6 protein-coding genes are annotated in these 12,980 nt (G+C 39.3%); 1 reads left to right on the forward strand and 5 read right to left on the reverse strand.

Annotated elements, in window-relative coordinates:
* The first annotated feature begins 1 nt into the window (after position 1).
* Positions 2-1,381, forward strand: coding sequence for a sialate O-acetylesterase (locus ABJN95_RS09755; protein ID WP_348370206.1), 1,380 nt, complete (start codon positions 2-4; stop codon positions 1,379-1,381).
* Here the strand turns inward: ABJN95_RS09755 and ABJN95_RS09760 are convergent.
* The 5 genes from ABJN95_RS09760 to ABJN95_RS09780 all read right to left on the reverse strand — a co-directional run bounded on the left by ABJN95_RS09760 (position 1,371) and on the right by ABJN95_RS09780 (position 12,955).
* Entirely contained in the window at positions 1,371-4,952 is a 3,582-nt protein-coding gene (locus ABJN95_RS09760; RefSeq protein WP_348370207.1) for a VCBS repeat-containing protein, read from the reverse strand. The two genes, ABJN95_RS09755 and ABJN95_RS09760, sit on opposite strands and share 11 nt — an antisense overlap.
* Before the next feature lie 113 nt (positions 4,953-5,065).
* Positions 5,066-6,817: a RagB/SusD family nutrient uptake outer membrane protein gene (locus ABJN95_RS09765; RefSeq protein WP_348370208.1), complete on the reverse strand. Its 1,752-nt coding sequence runs from the start codon at positions 6,815-6,817 to the stop codon at positions 5,066-5,068.
* 65 nt (positions 6,818-6,882) lie between these two features.
* Positions 6,883-10,194 (reverse strand): TonB-dependent receptor, encoded by a 3,312-nt coding sequence (locus ABJN95_RS09770; protein WP_348370209.1) that lies wholly within the window; start codon positions 10,192-10,194, stop codon positions 6,883-6,885.
* A gap of 486 nt (positions 10,195-10,680) precedes the next feature.
* A complete protein-coding gene (locus tag ABJN95_RS09775) occupies positions 10,681-11,793 on the reverse strand; it encodes a class I SAM-dependent methyltransferase (protein WP_348370210.1) in 1,113 nt (370 codons plus the stop codon).
* A 73-nt stretch (positions 11,794-11,866) separates the two neighbouring features.
* Positions 11,867-12,955, reverse strand: a complete 1,089-nt coding sequence (locus ABJN95_RS09780; protein WP_348370211.1) for an AI-2E family transporter — start codon at positions 12,953-12,955, stop codon at positions 11,867-11,869.
* Positions 12,956-12,980: the final 25 nt, after the last annotated feature.

Raw genomic sequence — 12,980 nt, forward strand, 5'->3', positions numbered from 1 at the left:
TATGAAAAAGAAGGTTTGGTTTTTAGGAACTGTTTTGATGCTAGTGGGTACGCTAGTTCGGGCCGAAGTGGTTTTATCTAATATTTTTACTGATCATATGGTGTTGCAGCGAAACACAGAGGTAATGCTCTGGGGTTGGGGCGCTTTGAACGAAGAAGTAACCATAATTACCAGTTGGAACAATATGCAGTATAAGGTAACCACACCTTTGACTACCAAATGGCGGCTTCAAGTTTCAACTCCAGATGCAGGAGGACCTTATACGATACAGGTGCAGGGAAAATCGAATGAAATCGTATTGCGCAATATTCTGATAGGAGAGGTTTGGCTCTGCTCGGGGCAATCGAATATGGAATGGAGTGCCAATAACGGCATTGATAATGCCACCGAGGAAATTAAGAACGCGAACTACCCAAATATTCGGTTTTATACTGTTGCGAAAAGAACTGCTGAAACCGAACAAGATAACCTTGGAGGTACCTGGGTGGAATGTACCCCAGAATCGATGCAAGATTTTACAGCGGTTGGCTATTTCTTTGCTCGTCGTCTTCAACAAAAAATGGATATTCCAATAGGGATCATTGATACTGCTTGGGGGGCGACAAGTGCAGAAGTATGGACCCCTGCATCGGTTTTCGAAGAGCATACCTATTTAAAAGAACAAGCAAAGAAGATTAAAGAAAACCCTTGGGCACCTGTTATGCCCTCCATATTATATAATGCCATGATTCATCCGATACGGCAATTTAACATTGCAGGTACTTTATGGTATCAGGGAGAATCGAATACAGCGAACAACGAAAGCTACACGGAATTATTTTCGACCATGATTACTTCATGGCGTAAAAACTGGGGTTATGATTTTCCGTTTTATTATGTTCAAATCGCTCCTTTCAAGTATGGTGAGCCAGAACAGGGAGTTTTGGTTAGAGATGCACAGCGCAAGGCATTGAAAAGCCCGAATACTGCGATGGTGGTGGTTAGCGACATTTGTACCGTTGATGATATACACCCAACAAATAAACAAGATGTCGGACTCCGATTGGCTAATATTGCCTTAAAAGAGCAATATGACAGTTATCAAGATGAGATATATGGACCTTTGTTTAAAGAAATCAGGGTTTCAGGTCGTAAGGTCGAAGTGACTTTTGATTATGCTGAGGGTTTGAACTTTCTAGGAAAAAAAGGGACACATTTCGAAATAGCAGGAGCGGATGGTACTTTTTATACCGCAAAAGCCCAGATCAAGAATGATAAAGTTATGCTAACGGCCAAAGAGGTAAAAGAACCCCTTAAAGTTCGATTCGCATGGAACAATACCGCATTACCTAATCTTTTTAATGGGGCGCAACTGCCGGCTTCCAGTTTTATCAGTAACTGATTTTTCTAGTTTCTTTGCCGTTATTATCAAAAAATTGCACTTCCGTAGCCTTATCGTTTACAGAAATTGTTCTACTTGACTGTGATTGAAAAGTGTTTCCCCAGTAAAATTCACTCAATTGAGTGTTTTTATCCTGATACAGAATTAATGCTTTCACTTCATTGGGTTGCAGACGTAATACTTTTTCTAAATCGCTCTTTTTGGGTTCGTAAACACGTAAGGAATCATTATTTTGGGAAGCGATGATTATTGATTTATCATTTCCAAGTGATAAAGAAACTAAACTTTTACCATCTCCAGGGACATAGAAATTGCTTTCTTCAATGGGAATCGCATTAAAACTGCCATCTCCAGTGTTTTTCAAGGCCAAACCGATCAAAGCGTCTGCTCTACCTTGCTGCACTTCCATACCGTAATCATTACCCACAAGCAACAGATCAATGTTGTTATCATCATCTAAATGTTTTGGAAGAATTCCGAAAATAGGACCTATTTGTGCCGCTGTAGGCAACGCATGTGTCATAAATGTGCCATTGCCCATATTTTCAATCCATACCGATTGCATGTAATTGAAAGACAATACCTTTGCATCTTCTAACAGGCCGTCTGAGAACATTTCAGGTAGGGTGGAGGCGCCAAACGCGCCAAACGAATTGAATTTCTTGCGAATACCAACATATTGTTTGGTGACGTCTTGCCATGGGTGGTATAAATATTCTTTTCGTGTGCCGACACTGTCTCTTAAATAATAAGAAATAAGAGGATCAATGGTACCATTTTGGTCTAAGTCCTTGGCATAGACTCGAACGGGTTCTTCTTTACTTCCTTGAAAATTGATATTGCGGCCATAATTGCCCGCTATATAATCCATATCTCCATCATTATCGATATCAGCCGCTGCGAGGCTGTTCCACCATCCTAAGTTTTCAGAAATTCCGCTTTCCTCAGTAATTTCATTTAAAACGCCCTTGTTATTTTCAAAAAACCGAATGGGCGCCCATTCACTGGCAAGTATGAGATCTGGCCAGAAATCACCGTTAAAATCGGTCCAAAGAGCATCACATATCAAACCTGGAGATAGCAACTGCTTAGAGACTTCGTCGGTAGCATCTACAAAACTGATATTGTTTTCAGTACTCTCATTTCTAAGAATATAAGATCGTTCTGCCATGGGATAGGCATAGGGTTCGACCCGACTACCTACAAAAAGATCTAGATCTCCATCGTTATCAAAATCAGCCGCTTTTACAGTAGAGGAGTTAATGCGAATATCGGGAAGACCGTTAGGGGCTGGTTTGAATTTTCCTTGGCCATCATTGATGAGCAGCAGGTCTTTGTAGTACGGGTCATCTTTAGGGTATTGTCCGCAACCCCTGGCAAGGTAGAGGTCTAGGTCTCCATCATTGTCAGCGTCAAATAATAAGGTGCCCGCATCTTCTTCTTCCAGCTTTTCGTTCTTTTTATAAGCCACTTCCTGTTTTAGAAAAGCGCCATCTTTTTGTTGTAAGAACCAAGTTTCTTTAAAATTTCTACTTGCCGCTACAAAAAAGTCATCTAAACCATCATTATTTACATCGCCAACAGCAAGAGACGGTCCGAATTGAGAGAATTTATGCGGTAAGGTACGTTGGAAGTTAAAATCAATAAAATCAATATCTCTTACGTGGTGCTCTAGGCCATACGTTTTGGCAACTTCCTGCATTAGCATTGATTTACCTTTGTCGCGAATTTCATTCGCTGGGGAAACATCAGGCTCGTATGTAATTAACAGCGTGGTGTCAATTGCAATTGCGCTAAGGTTTTGTCGATTTCCATCGGGCCACGTAATTTGAACGCTGTCTACCTTAATTTGGTCACCCAGTCCGAAATGTAATGTTTGCTCTGGTTGTGAGAGATAACCCCTTCCTGAAAGAATCGATTTTTTTTGCGAGCGTTCACCCGCGTAAATTTCTACTTCTGCACCAATTGCTGAGACATTTTTTTTGGTTCCCTTTAATTTGAGTCTTACGTAATGAAGGTCATTGACAGCCGAATTATTTTCGAGCAAAAGAGCTGGGTCATTTATGTTGTTGACAACCAAATCAAGGTCTCCATCATTGTCAAGGTCGCCATAGGCTGCACCGCTAGAGAAAGTGCCAAAATTTAATCCCCATGCTGCCGTAAAATCATCGAAGGTTGCATCTCCATTGTTTCTAAAAATGAAGTTGGGTATTTTTATTTCAGGAATTGCGGCGATTAATTTTTCCTTACTTACCAATCTACTAGCTGTTATACGAAAATCGCCAAAATCACGGTCAGTGACATCTTTTGGAAATCCATTGGTGATAAAAAGATCTTGCCAGCCATCATTGTCATAATCCGCAAACAACGGCGCCCAACTCCAATCAGTCTCTTGTATACCTGCATACATTCCAATATCGGCAAATACAGGTAATTGTGTTTCTGGATTCTTGCCTTGGTTCACTTGAAGGGTGTTACGGGTATATTGGTATTCAAAATTATACTTACGTGTAAAGATCTCCTTGGAATAACTGCTTGGGCCTTGAAACAATTTTTTACGCTTGTTGTAATAGGGTTGCATCTCGGTGGTATAGATATCCATACGGCCATTATTATCAATGTCAGCAATGTCGCTTCCCATTGACGAAAGGCTGAAGTGTTTGAAAATATCACCGGCACGATTCGTGAACGTTCCGTTTTGATTGTTGATATACACTAAATCGTTGCTCAAAAAGTCATTTGCTACATAAATATCTGGCCATCCATCTTGATTAAAATCATGTACTAAGGTACTATGACTATAACCGTGATACCGAATACCAGCTTTTTCAGATACCTCCGCAAACTTGGGATGGGGAAGACTATCGCTATGCATATTTTCGTAAAGAACGTCTCGGCTTTTGGAGGTACCATCATCTTCAGATGGACGAAATTCGGTGGGACTAATACCGTCAATACGATTAACACCAACAAACAGGTCTAAGTCACCATCTCTATCGTAATCTACGAATTGGGCATGAGAAGAATACGTACTATCGTTTATTCCATATTCCGCTGCCATCTCTTTAAATGATGGTATACCTTCTTTATCATTGCCTTGGTTGATATACAAGAGGTTTTCGCGCTGGGCGGCGGCTTTTCTGAAGGTATTGCAAACATAGATGTCTAGTAGGCCATCATTATTGATATCGATCAGCGAAACACCAGATGACCACATTAGGGTGTCTGGTTTTTGAATTCGTGCTTTTTGAGAGATATCTTGAAACTTTAGTTCCCCAGCATTTAAAAATAGTTTGTTGTCGACCTGATTTCCGGCAAGAAATACATCATCAAGGCCATCACCATTCACATCGCCAAGGGCTACCCCAGCACCATTGTAAACAAATTCATTATCTAAGATATTAATGGAATCATTCTCCGTCAACTGGTTATTGAATGCTAAACCAGATAGTGCAGTGTCTACTTTTGTAAATAGGGTAGTAGGTGCTTTTTCTTTGCAGCCAACCATACAAGTTGCCATGGCCATACTAGCAATTAAAAAGCGGTAAATAAGATTTTTTTTGGTATTCATTTGGCGTATGAAATTTTCATTTTGCTTTGTTTACAAAGATGCATGAACAGTGGGAAAGAAACAAAAAAAAGCTGCTCGTAAGAGCAGCTTTTAACTATTATAAAGAATCTTTATTAATACCCAGGGTTCTGAGAAAGAATATCAGATCCTTGAATATCAATTTGTGTTTGTGGAATTGGGTAATATTCGTTTTTACCTGAGGTAAAGCTAGCACCACCAAATTTAGTAACCAGTTTTTGGCTTTCAAATGATAAATATGCATTTAATTCCTCAGCCGCAACACCCCAACGAACCAAATCGAAGAAGCGGTGACCCTCACCAGATAGTTCTAATTTACGCTCAAAACGAACAGCGTCGATAGCAAATGCCTTATCAGGAAATGCAGTATACTCAGCAATTTCGTAATTAGCTTCATCAGCACCTGTATCTACATTTTTAACCCAGAACTCAGCATTAGCTGCTCTGGCTCTGACCATGTTGACATACTCTAAAGCCTTATCCAAAGTACCTGCTTCAATTTCTGCTTCAGCAGCCATTAATAAAACATCGGCATATCGTATAATGGTATAGTTCATCAAGGCGTAACCTCTAGTCCAAGAGCTTCCATCGGTTAACGAATTTTCTTGAGATTTATAGTAGATATACTTCTTAGGCGAATAAGGTCCTGCATAAGGGAAACTACGAATCCAAGGAGAACCTGGGTGTTCAATCCAATCTAAGTATTGAATACCTTTTCTTCCGATAGAGTGATCGATACGTGGATCTAATGGCCCCGCATCTTCAACAAAAGCAGCTTCATCACCTCCATCAATTTGCGTAAAGGTGAAATTATCCGCTACGGCGTTTGCTGGGTCGTTGTACGAACCATCTAACAAAGGTAAGCCAGCACTTGTTCTGAACGAGTTACCTAATTCAATACTAGGTTGGAAGAAACCACAGCAGTTACCTGGGCCATCTGGTCCTGTATTGTATGGATAGTTCAAATCATCAAAATAATTGGCGTTTTGAGTACTTCCTGTATTATTGGCAGATTCTACATCAAAAACAGCTTCGGCATTATTGTCAAACTCTGCGTTAAATATCGCCGCATAATTGTCTAATAACGCATACTTCTCACCAGATGGAGTTACCCCATTTGCGATTACATCGTCAAACCAAGTTTTGGCTTCAGCAAATTTATTTTGATACAATTTTGCTTTACCCATTAAAGCCGCCGCGGCCCATTTGTTCACACGACCTGCATCTGTAGTAGAAGGCAAATTATCGTAGGCAAACTGCAAATCGGCTTCGATTTGTGGATATACCTCTGTTGTATTTGCAACCGTAACTACGTCAACCGCTGCAACCGTTTCGTCAAAAACAGGAACACTGTTGAAATGCTTCTTTAAGTCAAAGTAGAAATGCGCTCTTAACATTCTGGCTTCTCCAGCTATTCTTGCTGCATCATCTGGCGTTACGTCAGTTGCATTAGCCAAGGCAGCCAATACAGCATTAGCCCTAGAAACACCTTCAAATCGCCCTAACCAAAGCTGATTTATGTCACCGCTTGTTGGATCGATTTCGTAACGTTGAATAGGATTGATCGAAGAATAATCTCCCGCATCAGTTCCTTTATTGGCTTCACCGCCCATGATCGAACCTGTAACCCAGTGATTGGGTCCTTCAAATCGATTTCCAAAGACACCATTTAGAGCAGAATAAGTTCCAATTAAGAGGCCCTCGATACCATCTTTGGTACCTACCTGGGCATCAGCTAACGATCCCGTTGGTAAAACCTCTAGGAACTCGTCGCTACATGAAACCCCAAACATCAGGAGCCCCATGGTCAAGACAGTCAATTTTTTTAGATTAATCATTGTTTTCATAGTTATATTTTTGTTAAAGATATTATTTTATTTTGATACAAATATCACAGTTTTATCACGATCGATTAAAGCCCGATTTGTAAGTTAAACAGATACGACGGTGAAACAGGATAGTTACCTACATCAATACCAAAGTTGGTATCTGCACCACCACCAATTCCTGGATCTAAACCACTGTACTTAGTAATCGTCCAAATGTTGTTCGCTGAAATACCGATGCTTAACTTGCTAAAGCCCATTTTTTCTACCAAATCAGTATCAAATTTATATGCTAGCGACAATCGTTGCAATCTTAAGTAATCTCCTTTTTCAACATACCATGAGTTTCCTGCTCCACTTGTACTCAAGTTAGAAGCACTTTCCCAAATGGGCGCTTCTGCATTGTTGCCCAATTCTGGTGTCCAAGAATTAAAAGCAGCTCTACCTTTAGCTGACCCCTCAAATGTACCGAAGAAATCAGTAAACCATTTTGATTGGTTAAATAACTCATTCCCGATAGAATAAAACCAGAAGGCTTCTAATTCTAAATTCTTATACATTAGTTTCATGGTCGACCCACCAGTAATATCTGGAACAGCACTACCCAAGAATGTTCTGTCGTCTGGCGTAATCGCGCCATCACCATTCACATCCTCGTATCGGAAACGACCCAAACCTTTACCATCTTGAGCTGGCGAACTATCCACTTCTGCTTGAGAGTTAAAATAACCAATTACATTATATCCGAAGAAAGAAGAAATAGGTTGTCCAACTGCGTTTCGAGTTGCTTGAATACCACGATATCCCTGACCGTCAAAGAAATCAATTCCTGGCGCTAAAGCCGTAATTTCGTTCTTTAAGAAACTTGCAGTAAGGCTAATATCAAAAGCAAGATCTTCAGTAAAATTACCTCTACCAGCAACAAGAAGATCAAGTCCCGAGTTGGCCATACTAGCAATATTCACTGAAGGAGCCGCTGCAAAGTTACCAGTTACACCAGCCAATGGAACATTGTACAGAAGGTCTTCTGTATCTTTCTTCCACCAGTCAATTTGGAATTCTAACTTATCATTAAAGAAGGCTGCATCTAAACCTATGTTTAAGGTTGTACTGGTTTCCCACTTTGCATCAGGATTTCCAATTCTACTTTGTGCGAAACCTTCATCTGCTCCGCTATTTTGCCCGCCAATAGGATAGAATGTTCTACCTCTATTCGATGCAAACAAAGAATACTGGTTGTTTGGGTCAACATTATTAGAGTTACCCATTTCACCCCAACCAACACGGAATTTCAAATCGCTAATAAAATCTTGATCCTGCATAAAAGGCTCAGATATTACACGCCAAGCAGCAGAAGCTGCAGGGAATACACCGTAACGGTTATTTCCTCCAAAACGAGATGCACCATCACGACGTATAACACCCGTGAGGTAGTAGCGCTCGTCAAAGTTGTAGTCTAACTTACCAAAAGTTGAAAAGAAATTAACCCCTTTGAATTGACCACTATTTACGTTCGGACTTTGAACAACACTCAAACTTTGGAAGTCTAAATCGGTAGAGAATGGGTTGATACCATTACCGTTTATAAATCTTCCCGCTCCTGTATTCAGGGCTTCGACGCCACCAAAAAGTTTTACTTTGTGTTTACCGAAAAGTTTTTCGTAGGTAAAGGTGTTCGTGAATGTCCAGTTGAAACTATAATTACTTCCTTCTGAAAAACTATCACTAGCCTGAGGCTCTGAATCACCCAAGTATCTAAAACCATAGTTTACAAAATGGCTGTTACTATAACCACCTCCAATACTAGATCTTAGCGTAAGACCGTCAATTGGCTTTAAAAGTACATAAAGGTTACCAAAACCTTGAATTGCATAGGCCTGATCATCCTGATCGTTAAGTGTCAATTGTCTTACCGGGTTACGTGGGTTGTTAAAACCAGAGGCTCTTGTACTAGCAAAACTACCAAATTCATCACGCACTGGAATGATAGTTGGCATTCTATAGGCTGAAAGGATAACTGATTCATCATCAGCACCGCCGATACCACCATCGCCACCGAAACCACCGACAACCGATCTATAGGTAACTTGGAAATTCTCTCCTATGCTTAACCAAGGCGCAACATCCCACTCTGAGTTGAATCTTGCCGTATATCTAGCAAACTCATTGTTTAAAAGGATACCAGACTGGTTTTGTGCAGAGATTCCCATGAAATAGCGTCCATTTTCATTTCCGCCATCGAAACCTAAACTTACACGGCTTATTGGAGCTACTCTAGTAATTTCCTTGAACCAATTCGTACCTGCTAAATTTGGACGAATTAAGAATACATTTGCTGGATCAGCTTCATAGTTTGCACGAATTTGTGCTAAATCGATGTCTGACTCAAAAACTCCATTCTGACCATCGGCATGAAGGTAGTCAGGAAATCTTGGTGTTGCATTTGTTCCATATTGCGGATGTGAATACTGAACCGCTGTACCTGTGGCAGCTGCGTTATTCTCATAGGCTATATGTGTCCATTCTGCCATTTCTTGCGGATTCAATTGTTCTGGAGCACCACCAACGTTAGGGTCAGAAACACCTCCTGAAATATCCAATGTCATTCTCGTTTTACGTTTGCTTCGAGAACCTTGCTTCGTAGTAAAAACTACAACCCCGTTTGCTGCTCTTGCTCCATAAATGGAAGCAGCGGCGGCATCTTTAAGGATAGAAGTAGATTCAACATCAGCAGGATTCAGGAAATCAGTGTTCGAAGTAGGAACACCATCTACTATATATAAAGGTTGGTTACCCCCAAATGCTCCGAAACCACGAACACGAATTTGAGATGTCGAACCGACCTGACCATTTGTCAATACGGTCACACCCGCAACTCTACCTTGTAGCTGTTGCTCAATGTTACCTGATGGTATCGCAGCCAGTTCTTCTGCTTTTACCGTAGAAACAGCCGCGGTTGTTTCACGCTTGGTTTCCGTTGAATAACCTGTTACAATAACCTCGTCAAGCGCAGCTGCGTCTTCAGCCAAGCTTGCGTTCACAGTAGATTGACCGTTTACTGCAATCTCTTGGGTTTGAAAACCTAAATAGCTAAAGATTAAAGTCGCATCGCTTGCCGCTTCAATAGTGAAATTACCATCGAAATCGGTTTGGGTTCCGTTGGTGGTTCCTTTTACTAATACGTTCGCTCCAGGTAGCGGTGCTCCTGTTGCATCGGTAACGGTACCCGTTACAGTTGATTGAACTGCATCTGCCAGTTCGATCTTAATTAAGTTTGTTTCCGTATTTGCCATGGCTAGTTGAGTACCTAGGCAAATCACCATCGACAAAAGCCCAATTCCAAAAGAAGAAAGTTTTCCTTTAGGCCTTAACGAATTGTAATCACGTTTTTGATTCATAATCCTTGTTGTTTGTTAGTTTAAATTAATTTTGTCTTAAGAAGGTTTTTTTAGGGGTTATTATACCCTAAAACTGTTAAGAAAAACCCAATTAAGAGGTAATAATAGCAAAATTATGTGGAAAACGACAAGTATTGATTAACAATTTGTTGGTAATAAATGTTCATTATTCTAGTTAAAAATTGAACAAATGCTCCGCCAAGCCCTATGATATTTGATGATTTCGTAATTTGAGACTTTTGTTTTCGGGTTGTTAAAAAATTGTGTTCGATAACAAACCAAGCCCTATTTGTTACGTTTTACGCTAATTTTTTGGTCAAAAATCGGCTTTCTACAACGTTGGAGTTTGGTCGAGTAAGCGTTGTTTTTTCTTGGCTTTGGTCTGAATTGTTTTATGCCGAAAAAATAGAAAAATAAAAAAGACAGTTAAGCGTGTGATTTGATCTTCAAAAATTCCGATCTGTTAAACAGTTGGGTTGTCGATTTTTATGCTTTATAGCATAATGCTACTTGATATCGATTTGCGCAATTCTTGAAAAAAAACAGGAAGGAGTTACCTCCTGGTTCAATTTTGAACTTTTTTCGAATTGTAACCACGGTATCTGGAAAGTTTCTTATAGAAATATTGGCCTTTTTCAAGCCAAGCGCTTTCATACCCTTTTTATTGTAAGACACAACTTTTGCAATTTCAAAGCGTCTGCCCGGAAAATCTAAAGGTTCTTCTGAAGTGTATAGGTGGGTGTTGGGATGTAATTTTTTAAGCCCAAACTGCAAACCAAGGCATTTAAAAGCTCCTGATTTTAAAATTGCGGCATTAGGTTCATATATATAGCAAAGAGGTAGGCTGTATACGGCAGCTGCTATTTTCTCTGTAGACAACACAAAATTGAAAAGCTGCGAATCCGATTTAGTAAAGTTTATGGTTTTTATGCCCACCTCTCCAAAATAGTCCTTTTTCAGCACCCATAAGAGTTCTTTTACATCGTTATTTATAGCCACAATATGAACCTCTTTTATAGAATGCAATTGCTTAATGCCCATGGTAATGTCTAACAGAGGAGAAGTTTTAAGTAAGATATTTTCAGATTTGCTAAAAAGCAGATCTAGATTTTCAACAATATTCGGTTCACAATCGGAAAGTTGAAAAACTTTTCCCTTTATTTGATTTCTTCGTGACGGGTCAAGGTATATCCAATCAAAATCTTGAACGGAATTCCTTAAAAAGTCCAATCCATTTTCCTGGTAAGTTTGTATGTTTTTAATACCCAAACTTTTAAGATTATGAGAGGCAATTTCATGTAATTCTTGATCGATTTCACAGTGAAAAATAGCGCCTACTTTTTTGCTGAAATAATAACTATCTATTCCAAAGCCACCGGTGACATCAACAAGCGAATCTCCATTGACAATGTTACTTTTGTACTCCGCAGAAATTTCAGAAGAGGTTTGTTCGATATTGACTTTTTTTGGAAAGTATATTCCAGGTGTTTCAAACCAGGTAGGTAGTTTTTTTTGGCACTTTTTCCTGCCTTCTATCTGTTGGGCCAGTTCTTGCTGGGAGATCCCTTTAAAAACGGGTTTTTTAAGTAAAACTGACATGATGTCAGTAGATATATTTTTAGCTATAAAATCTTGTACACCAGTTTTTAATATTTCTTTATTCAAAGTAAAACTATAAATTTTTAGTCAAAGACCTTACAATCTTATTTTCAGATAAAAACTCTTTTAAAATAACCTTTATTGCGGTATAACCTGGCACGGCTATGATCATTCCCGTGACTCCAAATAATAACCCACCGATTATTATAACTAGAAAAATTTCGAGGGGATGCGACTTTACACTGTTCGAGAAAATATAGGGTTGAGAAAAGAAATTATCAACCAATTGGCCAATGACAAAACCTATCATAACATAGCTTGTTTTCGGTAAAATCACCGTGCTGAAATCGGCCCCTAGATTACTGGTCATTGACAACACCAACATTAAAACTCCACCTATAATCGGACCCACATACGGAATCAAATTTAATAGCGCACAGAGGAAGGCAATTACAATGGCATTTTCGATACCAAAAATGAATAAAACAATGGAGTATATAACGAATAAGATCAAGATTTGAAATACCAATCCAACGAAGTATCTTGATAGCAGATCTTTAATTGTATTGATTGATTTCTGTAACCTACTTTCTTTATTATCTGGTATGAAAACCATCAAACCTTCTTCAAAGAGTTGACTATCTTTCAAGAAGAAGAAGGCTATAAACAATACAGAAAACAATCCAATGCTCAAGCTTCCTAAGATACCAACAAAGGAATTAAGGAAGTTAGGAATAAAACCAAAGTCAAAGTTGGCGAGGAGCTTTGAGTTTTTGATGCTTTCTTCAATTTCTGCAGAGCTCAAATCAAAATACCCAATTATTTGACGATATAGGTTTTCAACGTTACCTTGGAGAGCTTCCATATTCAATAGTGAAAGGTTTTGTCCTTGTTTGACTAATAAGGGTATAAAGAGCGCGATAATACCCGCGATAATACCAATTAACAACAGCATGGTGAAAATAACGGCTATAGTATTATTGAATTTTAGTTTCCTTCTAAGAAATAAAACAATGGGTCTTCCTATTAGTGAAATCACCACAGCAATGGCAATATAAATCAAGACCGAACTGATTTGGTATAAAAAGTATCCGAGGAGCGCTATGCCAACGAGTACGGCTAAGGCCCTTAAAATTCCTTCTGAAATGGTTTTGGCTGTCATTTTTATAATTTGAAGTTCAAGAAAC

It is taken from the genome of Maribacter sp. (genome assembly GCF_039974175.1).
GTDB lineage: Bacteria > Bacteroidota > Bacteroidia > Flavobacteriales > Flavobacteriaceae > Maribacter_C.

Coding starts and splice junctions, on each gene's coding strand:
- ABJN95_RS09755 (WP_348370206.1), top strand. CDS start 2: ATGAAAAAGAAGGTTTGGTTTTTAGGAACTGTTTTGATGCTAGTGGGT.
- ABJN95_RS09760 (WP_348370207.1), bottom strand. CDS start 4,952: ATGAATACCAAAAAAAATCTTATTTACCGCTTTTTAATTGCTAGTATG.
- ABJN95_RS09765 (WP_348370208.1), bottom strand. CDS start 6,817: ATGAAAACAATGATTAATCTAAAAAAATTGACTGTCTTGACCATGGGG.
- ABJN95_RS09770 (WP_348370209.1), bottom strand. CDS start 10,194: ATGAATCAAAAACGTGATTACAATTCGTTAAGGCCTAAAGGAAAACTT.
- ABJN95_RS09775 (WP_348370210.1), bottom strand. CDS start 11,793: ATGTCAGTTTTACTTAAAAAACCCGTTTTTAAAGGGATCTCCCAGCAA.
- ABJN95_RS09780 (WP_348370211.1), bottom strand. CDS start 12,955: ATGACAGCCAAAACCATTTCAGAAGGAATTTTAAGGGCCTTAGCCGTA.